25 protein-coding genes are annotated in these 25,830 nt (G+C 74.9%); 12 read left to right on the forward strand and 13 right to left on the reverse strand.

Annotated elements, in window-relative coordinates; translation table 11 throughout:
* The first annotated feature begins 168 nt into the window (after positions 1 to 168).
* From FB380_RS20915 to FB380_RS20945, 7 genes are read left to right on the forward strand one after another with little or no spacing between them, the layout of a single operon-like run.
* On the forward strand, positions 169 to 591 hold the full coding sequence (locus FB380_RS20915) for a TadE/TadG family type IV pilus assembly protein (RefSeq protein WP_166757313.1): 423 nt from the start codon (positions 169 to 171) through the stop codon (positions 589 to 591).
* Positions 579 to 1,541, forward strand: a complete 963-nt coding sequence (locus FB380_RS20920) for a pilus assembly protein TadG-related protein (RefSeq protein WP_166757314.1) — start codon at positions 579 to 581, stop codon at positions 1,539 to 1,541. The genes FB380_RS20915 and FB380_RS20920 overlap by 13 nt, the downstream gene beginning before the upstream one ends.
* A complete protein-coding gene (gene cpaB, locus FB380_RS20925; RefSeq protein WP_166757315.1) occupies positions 1,538 to 2,296 on the forward strand; it encodes a Flp pilus assembly protein CpaB in 759 nt (252 codons plus the stop codon). The genes FB380_RS20920 and cpaB overlap by 4 nt, the downstream gene beginning before the upstream one ends.
* A complete protein-coding gene (locus FB380_RS25655; protein ID WP_166757316.1) occupies positions 2,293 to 3,474 on the forward strand; it encodes a CpaE/TadZ family protein in 1,182 nt (393 codons plus the stop codon). The genes cpaB and FB380_RS25655 overlap by 4 nt, the downstream gene beginning before the upstream one ends.
* On the forward strand, positions 3,471 to 4,949 hold the full coding sequence (locus FB380_RS20935; RefSeq protein WP_268237737.1) for a TadA family conjugal transfer-associated ATPase: 1,479 nt from the start codon (positions 3,471 to 3,473) through the stop codon (positions 4,947 to 4,949). The genes FB380_RS25655 and FB380_RS20935 overlap by 4 nt, the downstream gene beginning before the upstream one ends.
* Positions 4,949 to 5,887, forward strand: a complete 939-nt coding sequence (locus FB380_RS20940; protein ID WP_166757317.1) for a type II secretion system F family protein — start codon at positions 4,949 to 4,951, stop codon at positions 5,885 to 5,887. Before FB380_RS20935 ends, FB380_RS20940 begins: the two co-directional genes overlap by 1 nt.
* On the forward strand, positions 5,887 to 6,774 hold the full coding sequence (locus tag FB380_RS20945; RefSeq protein ID WP_229682008.1) for a type II secretion system F family protein: 888 nt from the start codon (positions 5,887 to 5,889) through the stop codon (positions 6,772 to 6,774). The genes FB380_RS20940 and FB380_RS20945 overlap by 1 nt, the downstream gene beginning before the upstream one ends.
* 21 nt (positions 6,775 to 6,795) lie before the next feature.
* On the opposite strand, the gene FB380_RS20950 is transcribed toward FB380_RS20945, so the two are convergent.
* The 3 genes from FB380_RS20950 to FB380_RS20960 form a co-directional block, all read right to left on the reverse strand.
* The gene (locus FB380_RS20950; protein ID WP_229682007.1) at positions 6,796 to 8,061 is read right to left on the reverse strand and encodes a Cache 3/Cache 2 fusion domain-containing protein; all 1,266 of its coding nucleotides are present in this window, start codon (positions 8,059 to 8,061) and stop codon (positions 6,796 to 6,798) included.
* Positions 8,062 to 8,294: 233 nt separating this feature from the next.
* Positions 8,295 to 9,257 carry a sensor histidine kinase gene (locus FB380_RS20955; RefSeq protein WP_229682006.1) on the reverse strand — a complete coding sequence of 321 codons (963 nt, stop codon included), beginning with the start codon at positions 9,255 to 9,257 and terminating at the stop codon, positions 8,295 to 8,297.
* Between the two features lie 107 nt (positions 9,258 to 9,364).
* Positions 9,365 to 11,458 carry a SpoIIE family protein phosphatase gene (locus FB380_RS20960; RefSeq protein ID WP_166757318.1) on the reverse strand — a complete coding sequence of 698 codons (2,094 nt, stop codon included), beginning with the start codon at positions 11,456 to 11,458 and terminating at the stop codon, positions 9,365 to 9,367.
* A gap of 209 nt (positions 11,459 to 11,667) precedes the next feature.
* Here FB380_RS20960 and FB380_RS20965 point away from each other — a divergent pair, with 209 nt between their 5' ends.
* A complete protein-coding gene (locus FB380_RS20965; protein WP_166757319.1) occupies positions 11,668 to 13,269 on the forward strand; it encodes an APC family permease in 1,602 nt (533 codons plus the stop codon).
* Between the two features lie 86 nt (positions 13,270 to 13,355).
* Positions 13,356 to 13,538 carry a hypothetical protein gene (locus FB380_RS20970; RefSeq protein ID WP_166757320.1) on the forward strand — a complete coding sequence of 61 codons (183 nt, stop codon included), beginning with the start codon at positions 13,356 to 13,358 and terminating at the stop codon, positions 13,536 to 13,538.
* A 17-nt stretch (positions 13,539 to 13,555) separates the two neighbouring features.
* Here the strand turns inward: FB380_RS20970 and FB380_RS20975 are convergent, their stop codons facing one another.
* Positions 13,556 to 14,764 carry a DUF2786 domain-containing protein gene (locus FB380_RS20975; RefSeq protein ID WP_166757321.1) on the reverse strand — a complete coding sequence of 403 codons (1,209 nt, stop codon included), beginning with the start codon at positions 14,762 to 14,764 and terminating at the stop codon, positions 13,556 to 13,558.
* Positions 14,765 to 14,879: 115 nt separating this feature from the next.
* Complete coding sequence (purT, locus tag FB380_RS20980) at positions 14,880 to 16,070, reverse strand: formate-dependent phosphoribosylglycinamide formyltransferase (RefSeq protein ID WP_166757322.1); 1,191 nt, start codon at positions 16,068 to 16,070, stop codon at positions 14,880 to 14,882.
* A 76-nt stretch (positions 16,071 to 16,146) separates the two neighbouring features.
* Here purT and FB380_RS20985 point away from each other — a divergent pair, with 76 nt between their 5' ends.
* From FB380_RS20985 to FB380_RS20995, 3 genes are all read left to right on the forward strand, one after another.
* Complete coding sequence (locus FB380_RS20985) at positions 16,147 to 16,929, forward strand: isocitrate lyase/PEP mutase family protein (protein ID WP_166757323.1); 783 nt, start codon at positions 16,147 to 16,149, stop codon at positions 16,927 to 16,929.
* Between the two features lie 198 nt (positions 16,930 to 17,127).
* Positions 17,128 to 18,306, forward strand: coding sequence for an acyl-CoA dehydrogenase family protein (locus FB380_RS20990; protein ID WP_166757324.1), 1,179 nt, complete (start codon positions 17,128 to 17,130; stop codon positions 18,304 to 18,306).
* 125 nt (positions 18,307 to 18,431) lie between these two features.
* On the forward strand, positions 18,432 to 19,136 hold the full coding sequence (locus FB380_RS20995) for a response regulator transcription factor (RefSeq protein WP_166757325.1): 705 nt from the start codon (positions 18,432 to 18,434) through the stop codon (positions 19,134 to 19,136).
* Between the two features lie 89 nt (positions 19,137 to 19,225).
* Here FB380_RS20995 and FB380_RS21000 read toward each other — a convergent pair whose 3' ends face one another.
* The 8 genes from FB380_RS21000 to FB380_RS21035 form a co-directional block, all read right to left on the reverse strand.
* The gene (locus FB380_RS21000; protein ID WP_166757326.1) at positions 19,226 to 19,933 is read right to left on the reverse strand and encodes a response regulator; all 708 of its coding nucleotides are present in this window, start codon (positions 19,931 to 19,933) and stop codon (positions 19,226 to 19,228) included.
* Positions 19,930 to 20,604, reverse strand: a complete 675-nt coding sequence (locus FB380_RS21005; protein WP_188959561.1) for a signal peptidase I — start codon at positions 20,602 to 20,604, stop codon at positions 19,930 to 19,932. The genes FB380_RS21000 and FB380_RS21005 overlap by 4 nt, the downstream gene beginning before the upstream one ends.
* Positions 20,605 to 20,650: 46 nt before the next feature.
* Positions 20,651 to 21,271, reverse strand: coding sequence for a TasA family protein (locus FB380_RS21010; protein ID WP_166757327.1), 621 nt, complete (start codon positions 21,269 to 21,271; stop codon positions 20,651 to 20,653).
* A gap of 124 nt (positions 21,272 to 21,395) precedes the next feature.
* A complete protein-coding gene (locus FB380_RS21015) occupies positions 21,396 to 22,823 on the reverse strand; it encodes a sensor histidine kinase (protein WP_166757328.1) in 1,428 nt (475 codons plus the stop codon).
* Positions 22,820 to 23,206, reverse strand: coding sequence for a response regulator (locus FB380_RS21020; protein WP_373286326.1), 387 nt, complete (start codon positions 23,204 to 23,206; stop codon positions 22,820 to 22,822). Before FB380_RS21020 ends, FB380_RS21015 begins: the two co-directional genes overlap by 4 nt.
* 201 nt (positions 23,207 to 23,407) lie before the next feature.
* On the reverse strand, positions 23,408 to 24,058 hold the full coding sequence (locus tag FB380_RS21025; RefSeq protein WP_166757330.1) for a DUF3618 domain-containing protein: 651 nt from the start codon (positions 24,056 to 24,058) through the stop codon (positions 23,408 to 23,410).
* A 35-nt stretch (positions 24,059 to 24,093) separates the two neighbouring features.
* The gene (locus FB380_RS21030) at positions 24,094 to 24,735 is read right to left on the reverse strand and encodes a phage holin family protein (RefSeq protein ID WP_166757331.1); all 642 of its coding nucleotides are present in this window, start codon (positions 24,733 to 24,735) and stop codon (positions 24,094 to 24,096) included.
* Positions 24,732 to 25,502 (reverse strand): hypothetical protein, encoded by a 771-nt coding sequence (locus FB380_RS21035; protein ID WP_166757332.1) that lies wholly within the window; start codon positions 25,500 to 25,502, stop codon positions 24,732 to 24,734. Before FB380_RS21035 ends, FB380_RS21030 begins: the two co-directional genes overlap by 4 nt.
* Positions 25,503 to 25,830: the final 328 nt, after the last annotated feature.

Below are 25,830 nucleotides of genomic sequence, written 5' to 3' on the forward strand. Positions count from 1 at the left end.
CGGTCGCCCTCATCGGGGTGATCATCGCCCTCCGTGGCCGCATCGAGGCGATGTTCAACGCGGTCGTCTTCTGACCTCGTCGATCCACTCCTCGCGGGGACCGGCGGCGCGGTCGGCTGACCGCGCCGCTGTCCCGGCCCCACCCCTTCTCCCGACAGGAGCACGACCGTGTCCGGTACGACCGCGTGGCGACGCCACCGCGCCGGCCAGCGCCTGCTGGCCGAACGCGGCGCGGCGATCGTCGAGTTCGCGCTCGTCCTGCCGGTGCTGCTGGTCCTGCTGCTCGGCATCGTCGAGTACAGCCTGGCGTTCAACGCGCAGGCGACCCTGTCGGCGGCGGCCCGGGAGGGTGCCCGCACGATGGCGCTGGCCAACAACGTCGGCCAGGCCCGCACCGCGGCACAGAACGCGGCGGCCGAGCTGGGCGTCCCCGCCTCGGCCATCACCGTCAGCCCGAGCAGCTGCACCGGTGCCTCGGCGACCACGGCCGTGACCGTCACCATCCGGCACCGGCAGGTGTTCGTCTCCGGCTTCCTCGGGGACACCGGGATCGACCTGACCGGACGGGCGGCCATGCGATGCGGCGGCTGACCCGGCGGCGCGGTGCCGCCCGGCTGGCCGACGAGCGCGGGGCCGTCGCCGTCCTGGTGGCGCTGCTCATCGTGCCGGTGCTGGGCCTCGGCGCCATCGCGGTGGACGTCGCCGCGCTCTACTCCGACCGCGCCCAGCTGCGCAACGCCGCCGACGCCGCCGCGATCGCGGTCGCCCTGGACTGCGCCCGTGGGAACTGCGGCAACACCGTCGCCACGGCGACGGCGGCGCTGACCGCGAACGCCGGCTCCGCCGACGCCGCCGACGCCACGCTCGGCACCCCGACGGTGAGCGCACCGTCGATCACCAGCTCCGGCGGCTCGGTCACCGTGACCGTGCGCGCCGACCAGGCCCACTGGTTCGCCCCCGTGCTGGGCCAGGAGTCCACCCGGGTGACCGCCTCGGCCACCGCCGGCTGGGCGACGACCACCCGGGGCCGGGCCAACTTCCCGCTGGCCATCTCCTGGTGCGAGTACCAGGCGCAGATCGACCTGTACCCGCTGACGAACAAGACCGCGCACCGGGTCAACGGCCGGACCCTCGACTCGTCGTGCACCGGCCCGAACGGCGGCACGGTCCGGGGCGGCTACGCGCTGACCACCCCGGACAGCTCGAGCGTCTGCCGGACGACGTCCACCCTCGGCGCCACCATCGCGGCCTACCCGCAGATGTACAGCAGCGGGATGCCCTCCCAGTGCACCAACGCCTACCTGGCCAGCCTGATCGGCAGCGACATCCTCTTCCCGGTCTGGGACTCGATCAGCGCCAGCGGTGCCATCCACGTGCACAGCTACGCGGCGTTCCACATCACCGGATACGACGTCTACAACTACGCCGACCCGGCCCTGTACGGCTGGTTCACCTACGCGGCGCAGCAGTCCGACGCCACCACCGACCCCACCACGACAGCGCCCGACCTGGGCGCCCGCTCCGTCTACCTGCAGGGATGACCACCATGCGTCGCGTGCTCGCCGCCCTCACGGCCCTCGCCCTGGCCGCCTTCGGCGCCTTCGTCCTCGTCAGCTACGTCCGCAACGCCGACGCCCGCGCCGCGGCCGGTGCCCAGCTGGTGCCGGTGCTCGTCGTGGACGCCGACGTGCCGGCCGGCACCCCGGTGGCCGACCTCACCGACCAGGTCTCCACCGCCCAGGTGCCGGCGCGGCTGAAGGCCACCGGGTCGCTGGACGACCTGGCCGCGGTCGCGGGCCTGACCACCACGGTCGACCTGCTCGCCGGGGAGCAGGTCATGGCCGCCCGGTTCGCCGACCCGGCGGTGATCGCCGCCGCCCAGGGGATCGTCGACCTCGACGAGGGCACCCAGGAGGTCAGCCTCACGCTGGAGCTCCAGCGGGCCGTGGGCGCCGTCCTGGCGCCCGGGGACCGGGTGGGCGTCTTCGTCAGCCGGCCCGGCGTCGACCCGGCGACCAGCACCCCGACCGCCGTGACCGACCTGGCCGTGGGCGACGTGCTGGTGACCCGGGTCGGCGGTGGGCCGACGGGGCCCGACGCCGGCGCCGTCACCGGCGCGCTGCAGACGGTCACCGTCACCCTCGGCCTCACCGAGGCCGATGCGCGGGCGGTCATCGCCGGCATGGAGCAGGAGAGCGTGTGGCTGTCGCTCCAGTCCGCGGCCGGTTCTGCCGAAGGAGTGGTCACGAGCACCACCACCACGAACACCATCACGGACGCGGGAGCAGACGAGTGAGCAGGGTCCTGACCATCGGCGTCGACGACGACCTGGCTGCGGCGTTCCGCGCCAACGGCGGCGCCGTCCTCGCCCTCGGCCCCGCGGCGGCCACCGACGGCACGGCGCTCGGCCTCCTCGGCGACGCCGACGCCCCCGCCCTGCTGGCGCTCGGCGCGGAGGTCCCGCTGCCGGCCGCCCTGGCGCTGGCCGGGCAGGCCGAGGTCGTCTCCTCCGGCACGAGCGTGGTGCTGGTCGCCTTCGCCGACCCCGACCTGTGGAAGGAGGCGATGCGGGCAGGGGTGCGGGACGTGCTCTCCCCGCACGCCGACGCCACCGAGATCCAGGCCGTGCTGGCCCGGGCCACCGGCCTGGCCGAGGCCCGCCGGTCCGCGCCGGCCCCGGTCGGCACCCCGCCGGCGCCGAGCCGCCGGGTGGTCGTCGTCGCCTCGCCGAAGGGCGGGGTCGGCAAGACGACCGTGGCCACCAACCTCGCCGTCGGGCTGGCCGCGGCCGAGCCCGGCTCCACCGTCCTCGTCGACCTCGACGTGCAGTTCGGCGACGTCGCCGGTGCGCTGGCGCTGGTGCCGCAGTACACGCTGCCGGACGCCGTGCTGGGGGCGGCGAGCAACGACCCGCTCGTGCTCAAGACCTACCTCGGCCGGCACCGCTCCGGTTCCTACGTGGTGGCCGGCAGCGACTCGCCGGTCGCCGGGGACGGGGTCAGCCCCGCCGACGTCGGCCGGCTGCTGGACATGCTCGGCCGGGAGTTCCGGTACGTCGTCGTCGACACCGCGCCCGGCCTGACCGACCACACGCTGACCGCCCTCGAGCGGGCCACCGACCTGGTGCTGATCGGCAGCATGGACGTGCCCGGCGTGCGCGGCCTGCGAAAGGAGCTCGACGTGCTCGGCCAGCTCGGGCTGGTGCCCGCCCGCCGGCACCTCGTGCTCAACGGCACCGACTCCTCCGGTGGCCTGGAGATGGAGGACGTCGAGCGGACCGTCGGCGGGCCGCTGGACCTGGTGCTGCCGCGGCACAAGGCCGTCCCGCTGTCGACGAACACCGGCGTCCCGCTGCTCGAGGCGGGCGGCAAGGACCCGGTCACCCGGGGCCTGCGGACCCTCGTCGACCGCATCGCACCGCCGGCCGCCCCGGTGCGCGGCCGGCGGGCACGCCGCCGGGCCGGTGCCCGGTGAGCCTCACCGAGCGGATGGCGCTGGTCCGCGGCGAGCAGCCCGGCCCGGCCACCGACGGCGACGTCCGGGTGCTGCCCGCACAGGACCGGCCGGCGCCCCCGCCGGCCGGCCTGGCCGCGCGGGTGTCCCGGGCGGCCGCCGCCGGCCCGGCCGCGGCCGGGCCGGCGCGCCCCGGGGGCGTCGACACCCTCACCCAGCTCAAGGACCGGGCCAGCCGCGCCCTGTTCGAGCGGCTGGGCAGCAAGCTCGCCGACGCCGACATCGCCGACGAGCAGCTGCACGCCATGGTGCGGGCGGACCTCCGCCGGGTCATCGCCTTCGAGCAGACCCCCTTGTCGGACGAGGACCGGCAGCGGCTGATCCGCGAGCTGACCGACGAGGTGCTCGGGTACGGGCCGCTGCAGCCGCTGCTCGACGACCCGTCGGTCACCGAGGTCATGGTCAACGGCCCCGAGACGGTCTACGTCGAGCAGGGCGGGCGGATCCTGCGCACGACGGCCCGGTTCGCCTCCGAGGAGCACCTGCGCCGGGTCATCGAGCGGATCGTGTCGCGCGTCGGCCGACGGATCGACGAGTCCTCACCGCTGGTGGACGCCCGGCTGCCCGACGGCTCCCGCGTCAACGCGATCATCCCGCCGCTGGCCTTCAGCGGCTCCTCGCTGACCATCCGCAAGTTCGCCCGTCAGCCGCTGCAGATCGCCGACCTCATCGGGTACGGCACGCTGACCGCCGAGCTGGCCGAGCTGCTGCGCGGCTGCGTCCAGGCCCGGCTCAACGTCATCGTCTCCGGCGGCACGGGCACCGGGAAGACGACGCTGCTCAACGTGCTCTCCTCCTTCATCCCGGAGACCGAGCGGATCATCACCATCGAGGACGCCGTGGAGCTGCAGCTGCAGCAGGAGCACGTGGTCCGCCTGGAGTCCCGCCCGGTGAACATCGAGGGCAAGGGCGCGATCAGCATCCGCGACCTGGTGCGCAACTCGCTGCGGATGCGGCCGGACCGGATCGTCGTCGGTGAGGTCCGCGGCGGGGAGAGCCTGGACATGCTGCAGGCGATGAACACCGGCCACGACGGCTCGCTGTCCACGGTGCACGCCAACTCCCCGCGCGACGCCGTCGCCCGGCTGGAGACGCTGGTGCTGATGGCCGGCATGGACCTGCCGCTGCGCGCCGTGCGCGAGCAGGTGGCCTCCGCCGTCGACCTCATCGTCCAGGTGTCCCGGCTGCGCGACGGCTCCCGCCGGGTCACCCGGGTCACCGAGGTGCTGGGCATGGAGGGGGACACGGTCACCCTGCAGGACGTCTTCGTCTTCGACCAGGCCGCCGGCCTCGGCGCCGACGGCCGGGTTAGCGGTCAGGCCGTGCCGACGGGCGTGCGCCCGCACTTCCTGGACCGGCTGGCCGACCAGGGCATCTCCCTCCCGCCCGGCGTGCTCGGGCCGGACCGGTCCGGCCGGACGGGCGGGCGGCACTGATGGACGCACTCACCTGGGCCGGCGTGGCCGCCGGGGTGCTCGCGGTCGGCGTGGTGCTCGGCCTGCTGCTCGTGCCCAGCCGACCGCGGGTGGAGAGCACCCGGCTGGACCCCACCGCACCTCCGGTGCCGCGGGGCGGGGCAGCGGTCGTCGCGGGCGGTGTCCGGGTCGGTGACCGGTTGCTGGTCCGGCTGGGACGGCGGGACGCCCTCGCGGCCGCCCTGGAGCGGGCCGGTGTGCAGCGCCCCCCGGGGCAGGTGCTCCTGCTCCTGCTGGGCGGGGTCGTGGCCGGGGACGTGCTGGGTGGCCTGGTGTGGGGCCTCGTCGGCGGGCTCCTGCTGACGCCGCTGGTGCCTCTCGGGGTGGTCGCGGTGCTGCGGGTGCGTGCCCGGCGCCGCCAGGTGCGCTTCGCCGACCAGCTCGACGACACGCTGCGGCTGATGAGCAGCAGCCTGCGCGCCGGGCACAGCGTCCTCCGCTCCCTGGAGGTCCTGTCCCACGAGACCGCGCACCCCACGGCGGAGGAGTTCGCCCGCGTGCTCAACGAGGTGCGGGTGGGTCGTGACCTGGTCTCGGCGCTGGCCGAGGTGGCCGAGCGCACCGGCAGTGCCGACTTCGGCTGGGTCGCCCAGGCGGTGGCCATCCACCGCGAGGTGGGCGGCAACCTGGCCGAGGTGCTCGACCGGGTCGGCACGACGATCCGCGACCGCACCCAGCTGCGCCGCCAGGCCCGCGCGCTCTCCGCGGAGGGCCGGGCCTCGGCCACCGTCCTGCTGGCGCTGCCGGTCGTCCTCGGCGGCGGCATGGCCCTGGTCTCACCGGCCTACATGGGCCGGCTGACCGCGAGCCCCACCGGCCTGCTGCTGCTGGGCGTGGCCGGGTCGCTGCTGGTCGTCGGCGCCGTGTGGGTGCGCCGGGTCGTCACGGTGCGGTTCTGATGCCGCTCCTCGTGTGGGCCGCCGTTGCCGCCCTCGTCCTCCCGCTCGCCGTCGGCACCCAGCTGGCCCTCACCCGGACCGGGCGCGCGGCCGCCGTCGTCCGGCAGAACCTGACCCAGGGCCTCGTGGCACCCGACCCGGCAGCGGGCACGCTGGAGGCCCGCCGGACCGGGGCGGGCTCGGCGCTGCGCACCCTGACCGCGGAGTCCTCGGCCCGCCGGGTCCGGCAGCTGCTCGACGTGGCCGGCCGGCCGGCCGGCTACACCATGACCCGGGTGCTCTGGGCGAAGCTGTGGCTCCCTGCCGCCGTGGTGCTGGCCGGCGGGCCCTGGCTGGCCGAGGCGCCGAGCACCCTCGGGGTGCTCGCGCTGCTGGCCGCCGTGGTCGTCGTCCACCACCTGCCCGAGGTGGCCCTGTGGGGCCGCGGTCAGGAACGGCAGCAGGTGATCGGGCGCGAGCTGCCCGACGTCCTGGACCAGATGATGATCGCCGTGGAGGCCGGGCTCGGCTTCGACGCGGCCTTCGCCCGTGCGGCGGCCACCGGCCGCGGCGTGCTCGCCGAGGAGCTGGTGCGCACCCAGCACGACCTCACCGCCGGGCGGCCGCGGCGCGCGGCGTACGACGCGCTGGCCGCGCGCACCCGGGTGCCGGACCTCAGGCGCTTCGTCGGAGCCGTCAACCAGGCGGAGACCTACGGCGTCCCGGTGGCCGACGTGCTCCGCGTCCAGGCCGACGAGATGCGCGTCAAGCGCCGGCTGCGGGCCGAGGAGCAGGCGATGAAGGTGCCGGTGAAGGTCACCTTCCCGCTGCTGGTCTGCATCCTGCCCGCGCTGCTCATCGTCCTGCTGGGCCCCGCGGCCCTCGGCCTCCTCGACTCCCTCGGCTGAGCGGCGCGGACGCCGGGGGGATCAGGGCGCGTCGATCGGCAGGCCCACGTAGAGCATGCCGATCAGCGCACCGGCGGAGGAACGCACGCCGGCGTACGCGGTGAAGTAGGGCCTGCCCGCGACGGTGGCCGGGCCGGTGTAGACCCGGCCGTCGAGCACCGCGGCCAGCACCGGGTTCGGACTGCCGTCGGCGCCGGTGGGGGAGAGGGCGGTGCCGATGTTCCGCCGGCCCTGCGGGTTCACCACCGTGGTCGCCACCCGGACCATGGCGCCGGCGTCGTCCAGCCGCTGGAACAGCGTGCAGGTGCCACCGACCTGGGCCACCACGTCGTCGACCAGCGGTGACGGGTGCCGCGGGTCGTCGTCCCACGCCAGCACCTGGCCGCCGAGCAGCAGCTCGGGCAGCCCGACGGTGCGGGTCGCCGAGGTCGCCTGGTCGGTCACCGTCACCGAACGGCGCCCGCTGCCCAGGTCGATCCCGCCGGCCTCGTCGAGCAGGTCCTCGGCCAGGGTCAGCGCGCGGCGCACGTAGACCAGCCGCTGGCTGTCGGCCAGCTCGGCGACCGCCTGGGTGATCCGGACCGACCCGCTGGCCGCCCGGTCGACGTTGTCCACCACCCGGTCGGTGGCGGCGCGCTGCTGCGCGACAGCGGCGGCGATCGCGTCCTGCGCGTCGGCGATGGAGCTCAGCGTGCCGGTGATCCGGCCGATCGCGGTGACCGCCTGCCGGGTCTCGGACTGCACCGCCTCGATCTGCGCGCCGATGTCCTCGGCGGCCTGGGCGGTGCGGCTGGCCAGTTCCTTGACCTCGTCGGCCACCACGGCGAACCCCCGGCCCACGTCGCCGGCGCGTGCCGCCTCGACGTAGGCGTTCAAAGCCAGGAACCGGCTCTGCTGGCTGATCGCCGAGATCAACCGCACCATCTGGGTGATCGACTCGCTGGCCTCCTGCAGCGCGGCGATCCGCTCGTCGACCGCGCGGGCGTCCCGCACGGCCTCCTCCGCGACCGCCGAGGCCTGCGTCGCGCTCGAGGAGATGTCCGCGATCGCCGACCGCAGCTCGGTCAGCGACCCGGCGGCCTGCTGGGAGGTGTCGGACACCTCGCGGCTGGCCGAGGACAGGACGCCGGCCTGCTGGGCGGCGGCGGCCATGCTGTCGTCCTGCTCGGGCGCGCGCCGGGTGCGGGCGGGCACCGCCGGACGCAGGGCGACGACTGCCGGCCCGCCGGCCGGGGGCGCGACGTCGCCGGGCACCGGTGCCGAGCCCCGCGGGGACGGGAAGCGCACGAGCCGACTCCTCTCGGACGCGAGCCGGTGCCCGCCTCGCCGACGCGTCCGTGGACTGCGGGGCGCGAGCGCGGCGGGGCCGGACGTGGTCGCCGGCGGGCTCGCGCGGCCAGCCTAGGGGGCGGCGCGGTCAGGAACGTGCTGGTGAGAGCGGCGCGTCGGGACCGCACCGGACGGGAACGATTGCACGGCCGGGGCGGCCGCCGCACCCGCGCCGGGTCGGTGCAGCCGGGTCAGTGCAGTCGCGTCGTCAGCCGCACGGTCAGCCCGTCGCGCCCGTCGACGACGTCCACGTGGTCGCACAGCTGCCGGGCGAGCCAGAGCCCCATGCCGCCGTGGGAGAGGTCCTCGCCGTGGGCGGGGCCGTAGCCGGCGAACGGGTCGTCCATGCCGACCCCGCCGTCGCTGATCGTGCAGACCACCCGGTCTGCCGACGCCCACAACCGCAGTCGGACCGGCGGCCCGCCGTGACGCACCGCGTTCGCGGCCATCTCGTCGATGGCCAGGTGCAGGTCCTCCATCGCGTCCCGGGGGCCGTCGAGCTGGGCGAGCTGCGCCCCGACCGCGTGCCGCAGCCCGGCGAAGTCCCGTGCGTCGTCGACCCGCAGCAGCGCCTCGGTCGCCTCGAGCGGTTCCTCCGGGACGGGCAGGGCGCGCAGGTAGTCGGCCGGCTCGGTGAAGCCCGGGTTGGGCCGGCGGCCCTCGGCGGTGACCAGGTGGGTGTGCGTGCGCAGCCCGCAGTCGATCAGCTCCTCGGGGAGCCGGCCGACGTCGTAGGCGCACAGCCCCCAGGTCGGGGAGGAGCGCATCGCCTCGTTGAGCACCGCCTCGTAACGCTGCCACTCCAGCCACTCGCGCGGCGTCGGGCCGAAGTCGGTCTCGCCGACCACCCGCAGTCGCCCGGGGCCGCCGCCGGTCTCCCGCTCGACGAGCCGGCGGTAGGCGGTGATCGCCGCCGGGGTGCGGGCCGCGTACACCTCGTGCCGGGGCAGCACGTGGACCCGGTCGTCGTCGCCCAGGGCGTCCCGCAGGACCGCGGCCGAGGAGTCACGGGTCGTGATGACGGCCGCGTCGCCGGCCTCCAGGCCGGCCCGCAGGAAGGGGACGGCGACGGCGGCGAGTTCTTCGGGGGAGCTGTGCAGGACCACGTCGTGCCGGAACGGGGCCGGACCCCGCGGGGCAGGTGGTGCGTGCACGTGGTGGGTCCTTCCGTTCGTCAGGGGCGGCCGGAGCCGGGGGCGCTGGGGCCCACGGTAGGCCGATGTGGGTCCGCGGACCGCCTCGGCGTCCCCGGGGCCCGCGCTCAGGGGGTGGCGGGGTCGTCCGGGACGACGTCGGGCACCCGGTTCGGGCCGGCCTCCACCGGCCGTGGGCGGTCCTGCCGGTGCAGTCGCACGGCGACCAGGGCGACGTCGTCGTCCGGTGCGCCGTCGACCAGCCGGGCGATCAGCTCGTCCAGCAGCTCGGCCAGCGGGAGGTCGGCCAGCTCGGCCAGGTGGGCCCGCAGCCGGAGCAGGCCGGTGTCCAGGTCGGCGTCCCGGCGCTCGACCAGCCCGTCGGTGTAGAGCAGCACGGTCGAGCCGCGGTCGAGGGTGACCACCGACTCGGTGCGCTCCACCGTGCTGTCGACGCCGAGCAGCAGGTCGGCCTTCCAGTCGGCGAGCACGGCGACGCTGCCGTCGGGGTGCAGCGCCAGCGGCGGCAGGTGCCCGGCGTTGGCCCACACCATCCGGGTCACCCCGCGCTCCCGCTCGTCGTCGGTCTGCTCGAACCGGGCGACCGCCGCGGTGGCCAGGGTGTCCAGCTGCAGCACCGCCATCGCCGAGTCCAGGCCGCGGAGCACCTCGACCGGGCCGGCGTCGCTGTACGCGGCGATGCCGCGCAGCAGGCTGCGGACCTGCCCCATGGCCGCGGCGGCGGCGGTGTCGTGCCCGACGACGTCCCCGATCACCAGCATCGTGGAGCCGCTCGGCTGCAGGAAGGCGTCGTACCAGTCGCCACCCACCCGGGCCGCCTCGGCCGCGGGCAGGTACCGCACCGCGATCTCCGCGTGGTCGGGCTCCGGTGGGTCGGTCAGCAGGCTGCGCTGCAGCACCTCGGCCATCTGCTGTTGCTGGCCGAAGAGCCGGGCGTTGTCCAGCGCCAGCCCGGCCCGGTCCGCGACGTCCTGGGCCACCGCGACGTCGGCGTCGGTGGCGGCGTGGTCGTCGGCGTAGGCCAGCGTCAGCAGGCCCAGGGTCCGGCCGCGCGCCCGGAGCGGGAGGGCCACCTCGGCGCGGGGGGCCAGCACGGCCAGCAGGTCCCGGGCCTGCCCGGGTGGCAGCAGGTCGAGCACCTCGTCGCCGGCGAACCCCACCGCCTCGTCGGAGTGCAGCGCCCGGCCCACCGGCGCGGCGATCGGCATGGCGTCCAGCCGGACCTCGGTGTAGCGCTCCAGCACCGACCGGCTCGCGGGGTCGACGTGCCAGCTCCCGACGTCGCGCGGCTGGCCGTCGTCGTCGATGACCGTGACGATGCACCAGTCGGCCAGGGCCGGGACGACCAGCCGGGGCAGCCGCGCGGTCGCCGACTGCACGTCCAGGGTGCCGGCGAGCTCGGCGCTGACCTGGGCGAGCAGCGCCAGCCGGCGGGCGGAGCGGTCGGCCAGCTCCTGCGCCTGCCGGCGGGCGGTGACCTCGATGGCGTAGACCGACAGCCCGTCCGGCGTCGGCCAGGCGCGCACCTCGTACCAGCCGTCGAGCGGGGCGGGGTAGTACGCCTCGAAGGCGACCGGCCGGCCCGTCGCGACGGCCTCGCGGTACTGCTCCTCGAAGACGCTCCCGGGCGCCGCCGGGAACGCGTCCCAGAGGACGTGGCCCAGCAGGTCCTCCCGGCTCCGGCCGAGCAGCCGCTCGGCCTCGGCGTTGAGGTGCACGAAGCGCCAGTCGGCGTCGAGGGAGTAGAAGCCGGCCGGCATCGCGTCGAGCAGCCGGACCACCCGGGTCTCGGCGGCGAGCTCGGCGGTCACGTCGTAGGCGACGCCGATCACCCGGGCGGCGGCCCCGTCGGCACCGGCGACCGCCCGGCCGCGGGCCGACACCCACCGGGTCTCCCCACCGGGCAGGACGACCCGGTACTCGGCCTCGTACTCCCCGCAGCTGTCGACGGCGGCCTGCAGCGCCTCGGTCACCCAGGGCAGGTCGTCGGGGTGCAGCCGTGCGTTGAACGCCCCGATGCTCTGCTCGAAGGTCGACCGGTCGTAGCCGAACATCTCGATCAGCCGGGCGTCCCAGACCAGTCGGCCGCTGCGGAGGTCCCAGTCGAAGGTCCCGATCCGCGCCGCGTCGATGGCCAGCTGTGCTCGGAGCCGGTCACCCTCGAGGTCGTCCTCGAGCGTGCCGACGTGCGTCGGCTCCACTGCCACCCACTCCACTGCAGGCCCGGCGCACCTGCCGGGGAGCTCGTCCGCTCGCTGTTGAGCTCCCGGAGTTATGTCACGCACGACCGAGTCGTGGCAAGGATCACGACGCAGATCACCTCGTCCCGAGCCGCGGCCCGGGCGCCGGTGCCCGGGCCGGTACCCGGTTGTGCGATAACAGCAGCCATGGACACCCGCACGGCTCCGGCATGACCCGTCCGTCCCCGCCGTCGCTCGCGGCACCCCGCGTCGACGGCGCGGCCGTCGACAAGGGCCTCAAGACCGGCGCCCTGGGGCTGGTCTCCTCGATCGTCCTGGCCGTCTCCTCCACCGCGCCGGCCTACGCGCTGGCCGCGACGCTGGGCTTCGTCGTCATCGCCGTCGGGGTCCAGGCGCCGGCGATCATGCTGCTGGCCTTCGTGCCGATGTGGCTGATCGCGGTCGCCTACGCGGAGCTGAACAGGCGCGAGCCCGACTGCGGCACCACGTTCACCTGGGCCGCCCGCGCCTTCGGACCACGCACCGGGTGGATGGGCGGCTGGGGGATCATCGCCGCCGACGTCATCGTGATGGCGAACCTCGCCCAGATCGCCGGCTCCTACGGCTACCGGCTGGTCGGGCTGGACGGGCTCGCGGAGAGCGCGCTCTGGACGACGGTCGCCGGCGTCGCGTGGATCGCCGTCATGACCTGGGTCTGCTACCGCGGCATCGAGCCGACCGCGCGGCTGCAGCGGGTGCTGCTGTCCGTCGAGGGCGTGGTGCTGGTGGCCTTCGCGGTCTACGCCCTGGTCAAGGTGTACGCGGGGACGGCGCCCGCGGGTTCGCTGACGCCGTCGGTGTCCTGGCTGTGGCCCTCGGGCATCGGCTGGCCGGCGCTCACCGAGGCGGTGCTGCTGGCGATCTTCATCTACTGGGGCTGGGACTCCGCCGTCGCGGTCAACGAGGAGACCGCCGACCCGACCCGGTCGCCCGGGCGGGCGGCGATCGTCTCCACGGTGCTGCTGGTCGGCATCTACACGGTGGTCTCGGTGGCGACCGTCGCCTTCGCCGGGGTGGGGACCGAGGGCATCGGGCTGGGCAACGAGGCCAACGCCGAGGACGTGTTCGCCGCCCTGGGGGCGACGGTGTTCGGCGACGACCTCCTCGGGCGGGTCTTCGAGGCACTGCTGATCGTCTCCGTGCTCACCTCGGCCGCCGCCTGCACGCAGACCACGATCCTGCCCACCGCCCGCGGCACCCTGGCGATGGCCGCGTACGGCGCCCTGCCCCGGTCCTTCGCCCGGATCCACCCGCGCCACCTCACGCCCACCGTCTCCACGGTCTGGATGGGGGTCGTCTCGATCGCCTTCTACGTGGGCCTGACGATCGTGAGCGAGAACGTGCTGATCGACTCGATCACGGCCACCGGCATGCTCATCGCCTTCTACTACGGGCTCACCGGGTTCGCCTGCGCCTGGCAGTTCCGCCGTGCGGTGCACGGTCCGCGCGACGTCCTGATGCGGTTCCTGCTGCCGCTGCTGGGCGGGCTGTTCATGCTCGCCGTCTTCGTGCTGGCCTGCGTCGAGTACGCCGACCCCGGTTACGGCGAGACCGTGGTCGGCGGCGTCGGCGGGGTGTTCGTGGTGGGCGTCGGCGCCCTGCTGCTCGGGGTGCTGTTGATGGTGGTCTACAGCCGGGTCGCGCCGGCGTTCTTCCGCGGCGAGACGATGCTCGACGGCGCCGGGGACCTGGTGCTCGCCGACGGCGTCGCGACTGTTGCGCCGGCGGACCCCGACGACCGGCGTCGGGCAGCTGCCCGGGACCACCCCTGAGGGTGAGGTGGTGCGCCGACCCACGGGACGACGCTCCAGCGACCCGCCGTCACTGCCGACACCAGCAGGGACGAAAGGGGCCGGACATGATGACTCTGGCGTGCAGTGCGGTGGCTCAGGCGGGGATGGCAGCGGCGACGGCGTCGCTGGACGACACCCCAGCGGACTCGCTGGTGTTCGTGGCCGGCTGGCTCACCACGGCCACCGACCTGACCGCGCAGGCGATGCTGATCCGCGACCTCGGCGCGAGCTTCGACGTCCTGATCTAGGAGCCGGGCCCCGGCCGTCAGCTGGGCAGGGCGCGGCGGCCGGAGCCGAGGTCGGCGTCGTCGGCGGCCCGCCGGCCGGCGTGCCAGCCGGCCGGGTCGACCGTGCTCCCGCCGCGGCGGCGCAGCGACGGGAACAGCTCCTCGACCGCCCGGTCGACCGCGGCCGACCGCGCGGCCAGCACCGGTGCCAGCTCCGCGCCGTAGTCGGCGCGGGCCTCGGCGGTCGCCTGCTCGCGGGCCTGGGTGAGCCGCTCCTCCAGCCGCTGGGCGAAGGAGTAGAGGAAGCCACGGCGGAACGGCGTCGAACGCGCCCGGGCCCCGCTGCTGGAGGCCGCGTCGGCCAGTGCCCGGGCCGCCTGCAGCAGCAGTGAGGTGACCAGCAGCTCGACCAGGTCCACGTCGTCCCGGAAGCCGACCAGCGTGGCGATGCCGAAGGTCGGCAGCAGCACCACCCGCACCCCGTTCGCGGTGCCGACGGCCTGCACCACCGCCGCCTTCGCCTCGGTGTGCGGGTCGTCCAGGTGCAGCCGCCGGGCGACCACGCCGGCCGGTGAGCGGTTGCCCCGCTGGGCCAGCACCGCCGTGTCGATGGCGTGCCGGGCCATCAGCGACTGCGCCTTCGCGGTGAGCGCCTCGGCCTCCTCGGCGAACTCCGTGGACTCCGCCTTGGCCAGCAGCGATCGGATCCGGTGCAGCACCTTGCCGTCGGCCTCGCTGCCCGGCGCCTCGACCGGCCACGCCGCAGCCGACCAGCCGCTGGGCGGGGGGAGCAGCTGCTCCAGCCTCGGCAGCGTCCGGAACAGCCCGATCAGCCGCAGCACGTCGCGCCAGGCCGGTGCCGCCTGGATCCGCTCGGCCCGCCACCAGTCGGCGACCGAGCGAGGGGCCGTGGCCAGCCCGGCGAGCTGCGCGGCCCAGGCCTCCGGCACCTGACCGGCGCCGGCCGACCCGGACTCGGCGGTGATGACCGCGGCCGCCAGCCGGGCGGCCCGCTGGCTCACCCGGCGGCGGGCCACGTGCACGACGTCCACCGGCTGCCAGCCGCCCTCCCACAGCTGCGGCAGCGCGGCGGTGAGCGTCTGCTGGGCCTGGCCGCCGGTGTCGACGCCCGGGTCGCGCCGGGTCAGCCGGGCGACCACCGGGTCGAGCTCGGCGGCCTGCACGCCCGGCTCGGCGGCCAGCCGGGCGCCGGCCAGCAGCAGCATCAGCACCTCGTCGGTGCTCATCGGCGGTCCTCTCCTCGTACGTGCACCGGACCAGGGTGGCGGCGGGTGGGTCGCGCCAGGGGACGACCCGGGCGGTTGTGGACCGGGCGTCCCGGTGTGGACGACGGCGGGCGGCTCAGCCGCGGGGGTGTACCCGGGACGCCGCCTCGCGGGCGGTGGCCCGGGCGGCGTCGACGTCCTCGCCGCGGGCCAGCGCCACGCCCATCCGCCGCCGGGTGAAGCTCTCCGGCTTGCCGAACAGCCGCAGCTCCACGCCGGGCAGCGCCAGCGCGTCGTCGACCCCGTCGAAGGTGACCCCGGCCGCCTCGACCCCGCCGTAGACCACCGCGGAGGCGCCCGGGTTGCGCAGGGCGGTGTCCACCGGCAGCCCCAGCAGCGCGCGGGCGTGCAGCTCGAACTCGTTCTGCCACTGCGTCGTCATCGTCACCATGCCGGTGTCGTGCGGCCGGGGGCTGACCTCGGAGAACCACACGTCGTCCCCGCGGACGAACAGCTCGACGCCGAAGACGCCCAGCCCGCCCAGCTCGGCGGTCACCGCCGCGGAGATCGCCTGCGCGCGGTCCAGCGCCACCGCCGACATCGGCTGCGGCTGCCAGCTCTCCACGTAGTCACCGGCCTCCTGGCGGTGGCCGATCGGCGCGCAGAACCCGGTGACGGTCTGCCCGTCGCGCAGCGAGCGCACGGTCAGCAGGGTGATCTCGTAGTCGAAGTCGACGAACCCCTCGACGATGACCCGGGTGCCGGCGACCCGGCCGCCGGCCATCGCGTACTGCCAGGCGGGCTCGACGTCGTCCGGCCCGTCGAGCTTGCTCTGCCCCTTGCCCGACGAGGACATCACCGGCTTCACCACGCACGGGAAGCCGACCTCCGCGGTGGCGGCGCGCAGCTCCTCCAGGGAGTCGCAGAACCGGTACGCGCTGGTCGGCAGGGCGAGGTCCTCGGCGGCCAGCCGGCGGATGCCCTCCCGGTCCATCGTCAGCCGGGCGGCCCGGGCGGTCGGGACGACGCGCACCCCCTCGGCCTCCAGCTCCACCAGCGTCCCGGTGGCGATCGCCTCGATCTCCGGGACGACGACGTCGGGCCGCTCCGCCTCGATCAGCGCCCGCAGCTGCGCCGGGTCGCTCATCGTGATCGTGCGGGCGTGGTGGGCGACCTGGTGGCCGGGGGCGTGGTCGTACCGGTCGACGGCGATGGTCTCCACGCCGAGCCGCTGCAGCGCGATCAGCACCTCCTTGGCCAGCTCACCGCTGCCCAGCAGGAGCACGCGGGTGGCCGAGGGGGACAGCGGAGTGCCGAGGGAGACCATGCCGACAGGCTAGAGAGCGCCGTGGGCGCGACCGGGCAGACGTGTCGACCCGCACCTACCGGGCTATCCGTTGTGCATGACCGATCTCGCGACCCGCGCCCGCACGCTCCTCGACCTGCACACCGCCCCCGACGTCCTGGTGCTCCCCAACGTCTGGGACGTCGTCTCCGCCCAGGTGGTCGCCGGCACCGACGGCGTGCGCGCGCTGGCCACCGCCAGCCACGGCATCGCCTCGACCTTCGGGTACGAGGACGGCGAGAACATCCCGCTGGACCTGCACCTGGACATGGTCCGGCGGATCGTCGCGGCGGTGGACCTGCCGGTGAGCATGGACCTGGAGGCCGGCTACGGCGACGCCGGGGAGACCGCCCGCCGGGCCATCGAGGTCGGCGTCGTCGGCGGCAACCTGGAGGACCAGATGAAGCCGCTGGACGACGCGGTCGCCGCGGTGGAGGCGGTGCTCCGCGCCGGGCGGGACGCCGGCATCGACTTCGTGCTCAACGCCCGCACCGACGCCTTCGTGCGGGCCGGCGCGGACGCCGACCGCGACCAGCTGGTCGCCGAGGCGGTGCGCCGCGGGACGGCCTTCCTCGAGGCCGGCGCGCCCGTGGTCTTCGTCCCCGGGCTGGTCGCCCGCGAGGAGATCGAGGCGGTGGTCGAGGGGCTGGGCCGGGGCAAGCTGACGCTGATCAGCGTCCCGGGCGCCTCGCTGCCGGCCCGCGAGCTGCAGGAGCTGGGCGTCTCCCGGGTCTCCACCGGCCCGTTCACCCAGCGGGTCGCGCTGACCGCGCTGCAGGACGCCGCCCTCGAGATCGTCGCCGGCGGCACGCTGCCCGCCGGCACCCGCGCCCTGAACTGAGCGGCCCTGCCGGCTCGCCCACCCAGCCGTCCGTCGAGTGACAGCTCAGCGGGCTCCCCGCGCCGGGAAGGCCCGCTCAGCTGTCACTCGGCGGGCAGGTGCAGGTGAGCTGGGACACCCTCGGTGGCTGGTGCAGGCGATCGGGCGCAGCATCGGGGGCAGGACGTCGACGACGACGAGAGAGAAGGCACTGCCGCCATGACCGATCTGCTCCTGCCCGCCGACTTCTTCGGTTTCCAGACGCTGCTGTCCGACGACGAGCAGAAGGAGCTCCTCGCCCTCCGCGAGTTCCTCGAGTCCGAGATCAAGCCGCACGTCAACGCCTCCTGGGCCGCGGCGGAGTTCCCGCACGACCTGATCCCCAAGTTCGCCGAGGCCGACATCGTGGGCCGCTCCTACGACTGGGAGGGCCGGCCCCGCGCCTCCCGGCTGTACACCGGCTTCCAGGCGATGGAGCTGTCCCGGGTCGACCCGTCGATGGCCACCTTCCTGGGTGTGCACAACGGCCTGGCGATGGGCTCGATCATGATCCTCGGCTCGGAAGAGCAGCGGCAGCGCTGGATCCCCTCGATGATGCGGATGGAGACGATCGGCGCGTTCGGGCTCACCGAGCCCGAGGGCGGCTCCGACGTCGCCCGGGGCATGCGCACCACCGCCCGGCGGGACGGCGACTCCTGGGTGCTCAACGGTGCCAAGCGCTGGATCGGCAACGGCACCTTCGCCGACGTGGTCGTCGTCTTCGCCCGGGACGAGGCCGACGACCAGGTGAAGACCTTCGTCGTGGAGAAGGGCACCCCTGGCTTCCAGGCCAGCAAGATCGAGGACAAGTTCGCGCTGCGCACGGTGCAGAACGCCGACCTCACCTTCACCGACTGCCGCATCCCCGCCGGGAACAAGCTCGAGGACGGCAACACCTTCAAGGACGTCAACAAGGTGCTCAAGGTGACCCGCGGCGGCGTCGCCTGGAGCGGCGTCGGGTGCCAGCTGGGCGCCTACGAGGTGGCGGTCGCCTACGCCAAGGAGCGCCACCAGTTCGGCAAGCCGATCGGCTCCTTCCAGCTGATCCAGGACCTGCTGGCCCGGATGCTGGGCAACGTCACCGCCAGCCTCGGGATGACCGTCCGGCTGTCCCAGCTGCAGGAGACCGACGACCTGCGCGACGACCAGGCCGCCCTGGCCAAGAGCTACGTGACCGCCCGCGGCCGGGAGACCGTCGGCTGGGCCCGCGAGCTGTTCGGCGGGAACGGGATCGTGCTGGAGAACGACGTCATCCGGTACTTCGCCGACGCCGAGGCGCTGTACTCCTACGAGGGCACCCGGGAGATGAACACCCTCATCGTCGGCCGCTCGATCACCGGGTTCAGCGCCTTCGTGTGAGCCCGGGGCTCACCCCTTCGGGGCGGTGGTCCCGGGCAGGGCTGCAGAGCCGACCGCCCCCGGACGATCACCAGCACGGACGCCGCGGTGGCGTCCCGCTGGTGATCGGACGTGGGGGAGGGGTCGTGCCGGGGCAGTCCGTGCTCGTGGTCGAGGACACCGACGAGATCCGTGAGCTCGTCGTCACGGTGCTCCGCCGGGCCGGGATGGACGTGCGCGAGGCCACCACCGGTGCCGCGTGCCTGGCCGAGGTGCGCCGCGAGGCGCCCGACGTCGTCGTCCTGGACCTCGGCCTGCCCGACGCCGACGGCACCGAGGTGTGCCGGCAGCTGCGCGCCGAGACCGACTGCTACGTGCTGATGCTGACCGCGCGGGCGGAGGAGGTCGACCTGCTGATCGGCCTCGCCGTCGGGGCGGACGGCTACATGGCCAAGCCGTTCTCGCCGCGGGAGCTGGTCGCCCGGGTGCAGACGATGCTGCGCCGGCCGCGCACCCCGGCGGTCCCGGAGCCGCTCGCCTCCGTGGCGGACCCCGTCCAGCGGCTGGCCGACCTCGAGGTCGACCCGGACAGCCGCGAGGTCCGGGTGGACGGCGCTGCGGTCGACCTGACCCGCACCGAGTTCGACCTGCTCGCCGCGATGGTCTCCCGGCCCGGCCGGGTCCTGCAGCGGGAGACGCTGCTGCGCGAGGTCTGGCAGACCGACTGGGAGGGCAACCTCCGGCTGGTCGAGGCCCACATGTCCAACCTGCGGCGCAAGCTCACGGCCGCAGGGTTGAGCCACCCGGAGATCAAGACCGTCCGGGGGGTCGGCTACCGCCTGGTGGCCTGAGGAAGGGCCAGGGCCGGACCCGGTCCTGGGCAGGACAGCTGCATCCGACGACGAGGCCCGGCCCCCTGGGGGACCGGGCCTCGTTGTCGTCACCCGGCGGCCTGGCCGGCCAGGCCGGTCAGCTGGGCGAGCCGCTGGTGGGCGAGGACCCCGCGCCGGGCGTCGTCGGCGATCGCCCGGCACACGTCGGCGACCTCGGGGTGACCGAGCTGACCGGAGGCGCCGGCGAGGGCGTGCGCGGCGGCCGCGACGGCGCGGGGCTCCCCGGCGCGGACGCTGCGGGAGAGGGCGGACAGCCGCGCGGGCAGGGCGTCGGCGTACATGCCCTGCAGCCGGTCCTGCAGCTCGGCGTCCAGCTCGGCATCGAGGTCGGCATCGTGCAGGTCCGCCACGTCGACCAGGTCGGCGGTGCGGTCGGCGGTGCGGCTGCGCACCAGGTCCACCAGCAGCCGGGCGCCGACGGGCGCGGCCAGGCAGGCGAGGGCGCCGGCGGCGGCCGCTGCGGCGCGGACCTCGTCGGTGGGGTCGGGGGTGACCACCAGGAAGTGGGCGGTGCTGCCGGTTCGGCGCAGCTCCGTCAGCAGCCCGGGGCCGTCGGCGGCGCCGGGCACGGTGGCCGAGGTGACCACCAGGTCCGGGGCGACCGCGCTGCTCAGCCGGCGGGCGTCCTCGGCGTCGGCGGCCTCGTGGACGCACCAGCCGGCCAGCTCGAGGAGGCCGGTCACCTGCTGCCGCGCGGCGGGCGAGGCGTCGATCACGAGCGCGGTCGGCCGGGCCCCGCGGCGGAGGGCGGTCACGGCTGCACCGCGGTGTCGTCGTCCTGGCGGACCGCGGTGTCGTCGTCCTGGCGGACCGCGGTGGCCGGGCGCCAGATCGACAGCAGCAGCCAGCCGGCCAGCAGGGCGGGGGCGCCGTACACGAGGGCCTGGCTGACCCCCGGGGTGCGCAGGGCCTGGATCGCATGACCGAGCTCGGGGACGACCGCGCGCACCTGGTAGGCGGTGTCGCCCTGCAGGGTGGCCTGCCACGGGTCGACCGCCACGTTGGCGTCCCCCTTGGTCTCGACGGTCACCGTCCCGTCGGTGCCGTGCGCCACGGAGACGACGCGGTGGCTGACGAGGTGGTGGTCGTCGACCGGGATGTGGTAGGCGATGATCATGCCCTCGGTGACCTCGCTGACCGGCAGCGGCGTCACGATCGTGACGTCACCCGGGTCGATCGCCGGGGACATGCTGGCGGTCAGCATCGTCATCGTCCGGTAGTCCAGGACGTGTGGCCCGACGGCCAGCAGGCCGAAGGCCAGGGCGGCGACGGTGACCAGCAGCCGGAGGGACCAGCGGGCCGTCAGGCCGGCCACGCGCTCCACGAGGCCGGCGGTGCGGCGCGCCCGGGCGGACTGCTGCGCCGGACGCCGGACGATCGCGGTGTCCGTGCGGAGTGCGGGGCTGGCGAGCAGGGCGGTGGTCATCGCGGGTCCTCCGGGGGGGGTCAGCAGGTGGGCGGGACCGACCGCGTCAGCGGTCGGTCCCGGTCTGCTGCGTGCCGGTGAAGCTGAGCGCCAGCGCGGAGGTCTTGCCCTGGAAGGCGTTGTCGGCGGTGGTCGGCAGGCTCAGGGTGACGACGAGGTGGTCGGTGCCGTGCGGTGCGAGGCTGGCGGCGTCGGCGAAGGCGACGTCGGTCACCGCCGGGCCGGAGGCCACCGGGGTCGCGACACCGCTGCAGGTGTAGGTGGCGACGCCGTCGACGACCGACTCGGTCCAGGTCACCGAGCAGGACGTGACGCTCAGCTGCAGGCCGTTGGTCGTGTCGGTGTCCAGCAGGCTGGAGGTGGTGGCGGCCGAGCTGAGCTGGATGCCGGCGAAGCCGAGGTCCCCGTTGTTGACCAGGTCGACCGAGCGGCTGATCGAGTCCCCGGGGACGAAGCCGGCGGCGTCCATCGGCAGCGTGGCGGTGCTGTCCACCGAGTCGAGGTCCAGCGCCAGGGTGCCGGAGGCGACCGAGGCGTCCAGCGGGGCGGTGCTGTCGGTGAACGTGCCGAAGGTCCCCATGCCGGCGACGGCGGCCGCGGCGCCGACGACGCCGAGCGAGCCGACGACCTTGCGGGCGGTCCCGGTGCGGGTGGTCGTGGCGGTCATGTCTGCGTCTCCCTGCGCTGGCCGTGCCGGCCGGGTGCTCCCGGCGACGGACACGACTCTGGCGGGCCACCCGCAGGGCTCCCACGAGCGATCCGCAAGAGAACCGCAAGAAGCGGCGGGGCCGTCAGCCGGGCAGGGGGAGGGCCAGGGTGAACGTCGTCCCGCGTCCCTCGGCGCTCGCCACGTCCAGGGTGCCGCCGTGCGCGGTGGTGATCGCCTTGGTGATGGTCAGGCCGAGCCCGACCCCCGGGACGGCGTTGCGCCGAGCGGTCGAGGCGCGGAAGAAGCTGGTGAACAACCGCCCCTGCTCGCCGTTCGGGATGCCGACGCCGGTGTCGCTGACCGACAGCACCGCCACCCGGGTCCCGCCCGCGGCGGGCACGTCGGTGAGCTCGCCGTCCGTACCCCGCCAGGCGGTCCGCAGCCGCAGCGCGACCCGGCCGCCGGCGGGGGTGAACTTGACCGCGTTGGACACCAGGTTGTCGCAGGCCTGCCCCAGCCGCAGCGCGTCACCGGAGACGGTGAGCCCGCCGTCCGGGGCGTCGACGGTCACCGCCACCCCGCGCGCCGCAGCGGTGACCCGGGCGGTCTCCTCGGCCGACCGCACGATGCCGGCCAGGTCGACGTCCTCGGGCTGCAGGGTCAGCCGGCCGGCGTCGACCTGCGCGGTGAACAGCAGGTCGCCCACCAGCCGCAGCAGCCGCTGCGCGTTGCGCTCGACGGTGCCCAGGTACTGCCGCTGCTCGTCGGTCAGCGGCTGGTCGGGGTCGTCCAGGACCAGTTCCAGGTAGCCGAGGATCGAGCTCAGCGGGGTGCGCAGCTCGTGGGAGATCAGGCTGACGAACTGGTCCTTGAGCCGTTCGGTGGCGCGCACCTCGGTCATGTCGGTGCCGACGAAGTTCCAGCCGGTCTGCTCGCCGTCGTCGTCGGTGCGCGGGGTGATCGCCACCGACACGGTCAGCCGCCGTCCGTCGACGGTCAGGTACGTCCAGTCCCGGACGTCGCTGCCCTGCTCCCGGGCGGCCCGGACCAGGGTGGCGAACGGGGTCCCGGCCTCCCCGGGAGCCGGGTCCTCGGGTGCCAGCTCCTCGGGGGCGTGGAAGTCGGTGACCGACCGGGTGCGGACGACGTCGGCACGGGGGAGCCCGAGCATCCGCTCGGCCCCGGGGTTCCACACCCGGACGAGGCCGTCCCGGTCGGTGCCGATGATCGACTGCTCGGTGACCGCGTCGATGACGCTGGTCATCGTCTCGGCGCGGGCGCGCAGCATCCGGGTGGCCACCTGGAGCTCGTCCGCGGTCGACTGACGCTGCGAGAAGAGGTCGCTGCGCTGGGCCTCCAGCACCCGGGCGGTGGTCTGCTGCCGGTGCAGCCGGCGGGTCAGCTCGACGACGGCGAGCAGCACGACCGCTGCGGCCAGCAGGGCCAGCGGCAGGGCGGGGCGGACGACGAGCACCACGACGCCGGTCGCGGCCGCCGCCCCCAGCCCGGCCACGCCGGTGCGGTCGACGAGCCGGGCGGAGCGGGTGACGGGACCGGCGACCGCGGTCACGCGGCGCGCTCCGCGGTCAGCAGCCGGACCTGGTGCACCAGGCCGGCCACGGTGAACGGCTTGGGCAGGTAGGCGTCCGCGCCCGCCGCCAGACCCCGGGCGACGTCGTCGGGGGAGGCGCCGGCGGAGAGCAGCAGCACCCGGCAGCCGGCGGTGGCGGGATCGGCGCGCAGGGCGAGGCAGACCTCCAGCCCGGTCGCCTCGGGCATGGAGACGTCGAGCACCAGGAGGTCGGGGCGCTCGTCGCGCGCCACGCTCAGGGCCCGGGCGCCGTCGGCGACCGCGGCCACGACGGTGCAGCCGGCCCTGCGGACCGCGAGGACGACCAGCTGCCGGATGTCCTCCTCGTCGTCGGCCACCAGCACGCGTGCGGGTGCGTCCACCGCCATCGCTCCGTCCCGTGGTCCGGCTCGCCCCCGGGCCGGGGACGTGGTCCGTCCCGTCGGGGAACGGCGCACGCCGGGCCGGGCTGGAGCGGCCACCGGGGGACCGTCACCCGATCAGGGGAACGCCCCCACCCGGCCGGAGACGCACGACGGGCCCCGGTGCAGGTGCACCGGGGCCCGTCGGGGAGTTGCCGTGGGTCAGGAGGGCTGACCCTGGACCTTCTGCTTGGAGTCCTGGGCCTGGCCCTTGACGTCCTGGGCAGCGTGCTGCCCCTCGGACTTGACCGTCTCGACGCCGTCCTGGGCGGTGGCCTTGACCGACTCCACCGCGTCCTGGGCGGCCGGCTTCAGGTTGTCGCCGATCTCCTGCGCGACGTTCTTGGCCTGGTCGACCAGCGGCTGCTTGTGCTCCTTGACCGCAGCCTCGGCCTGCGAGGCGAGCTGCTTCTCCTTCTCGCTGGTCGGGAGCAGCGAGGAGACCAGCCAGCCGACACCGAAGGCGATGAGGCCCGCGGCGAGCGGGTTGCCCTGCGCCTGGCGCTGCAGCGTCTCGGGAGCGTTCTGGACGGTCTCCATGGCGTTGTGCGCGGCGCCCTGGACGTTGCCCGCGGCGTCGTGCGCCTGGCCCTGGGCGTGCGAGGCCCGGTTGCTCATCTGGTCACGGGTGTCGTGTGCCGCCCCGAAGACCTTCTCCTTCAGCCCGGACACGCTGCTCTTGGCCTTGCCGACCCGACGGTCGACCACCCGGGTGGGGTTGACCTTCTCGTTCAGCGCGTCCACGTCGTAGCTGAGGTTCGCGCGGGTGTCCTCGATCTGGCGCCGGATCACGTCCGGGTCACTGCTGGTCATGTCGTTCTCCTTCGCGGAGTAGCTGTGGGGGAGGGTCAGTGGGGCTTGAGCGCGCCGGGGACCTGCTGGAGCGTGTCGACCGTCTGTTCCGGCTTCGGGTTGATCGACTTGAACCGGCTGAGGTCCACCTGGGTGACCCGCTTGGGATCGACCTGCTTGAGCTTCTTCCGGCCCATCGCGGCCAGGACGGCGGCCACGATGCCCCAGACGACGGCGACCACGAGGGTGGCCCAGGCGAGGTTGTCGAACCAGTAGGCGAGGGCCCACATGGCGGCCAGGCTGAGGAAGAGGACCAGCATGACGCCGGCGAAGGCAGCGCCACCGAGCATCCCGGCGCCCTTGCCCGCCTTGGCGGCCTCTTCCTTGGCGATCCCGCTGGCCTTGTTCGCCTCTTCCTTGGCGATCGCGGTGGCCTGGTTCGCCTCCTGCCGCAGCTCGGCCTTGGCGAGCTCGAGCTCCTGGCGCATCAGCGTCGAGAGGTCTTTGCTCACCTCACCGAGCAGGGTCCCGACCGAGGTGTTCTCCACCTCGGGGTGCCCCTCGTCGGTCATCGGCTGAGCCGTGTTGTCGTAGTGCTCGGACGCCGGCGGCGCCGCGTAACCGGTGGCACCGCTCTGCGCGTACCCGGTCCCGAGCTGTCCGTACGGCTGCGCGCCCGGGGCGCTCGGCTGGGTCATCGCCGACCCTCACCCGTGGTGCGGGCCGGGTCGTCCCAGCCGGCGGCGGTGGTCGGGGGCACGGCGGTGGTCTCCGGGGGGACGGTGCCGTACGGCGGCGGCGGGACCGTGCCGGTGGTGCCGGTGGTCGCGTAGCCCGCGGCCGGCGTGGTGCCGGCGACGTAGTTCGTGCCGGCGGTCCCGGTGCCGTAAGAGGTGCCGGTGCGCTGCTGCCCACCGTTGCCCGAGGAGTCCTCCTTGTGGGAGGCGACGACGCCGGTGGTCAGTCGACCCGCGACGATGCCGGCCACGGCCGCGCCGAGCATGAAGGCGCCGGGCCGACGGCGGGCGAACCGGCGCACCTCGTCGACGAGGTCACCGGGCTCGCGGTCCTGCAGCCAGCCGGCGAGCTCCTCGACCTTGTCCCCGGCCTGGCGGACCAGGTCGGCGGCCGGGCCGGACGGCGTCTGCTCGCTGCCGTCGACCATGATGCGCAGCTGCTGGGCGATCTCGCCCAGCCCCTGGCCGGCCTTCTGCTGGCCGCCGCGGACCTGCTCCTGCAGCTGGGAGCGCCCCTGCTGCACGAGGTCCTGCGCCTGGCGCTTGGTCTCCTGGGTGACCTGCTTGGCCTGGTCCGCCGCGGTGCCGGCGACCTGGCTGCCGGCCTGCTGGGCGGTGTTGCCCACGTCGCGGGCCTGGTCCTTGGCGACGTCGGACTTCTTGGGTGCGCCGGACGTGTCTGATGCGCCGCTGGTGGACTGCTTGGGTGTGTCGATGGAGTGGGTCATCGTTCCTCCTCGTCCTGCATGGGCTGTACGTGGTCTGTGTCGGCTGCCTGGGCGTCCGTGCCCGTCGACCACACCCGCCTCCGCGCACGTCCCATCGCCGGCCCTTCGGGTCGGGTGGTCGTACGAGGCGGGCCGGCGAGGGCACTCGCATGCCCTGGTCGCTAACGCTCGGGGGTCCCACCGTGGCCTCGGTGGGGCGCCTTTCCGCTGGAGGCCTGATACCCCCGTTGCGCGCCTCCACAAACGGACGATCACAGATTTCGGCGGTCACCCGAGGAGGGCCGGATCGGCGACCGGGCCGCCGCGTAGGCTGCCGGCGCGGAGGCAA

It is taken from the genome of Modestobacter marinus (assembly GCF_011758655.1).
GTDB lineage: Bacteria > Actinomycetota > Actinomycetes > Mycobacteriales > Geodermatophilaceae > Modestobacter > Modestobacter marinus.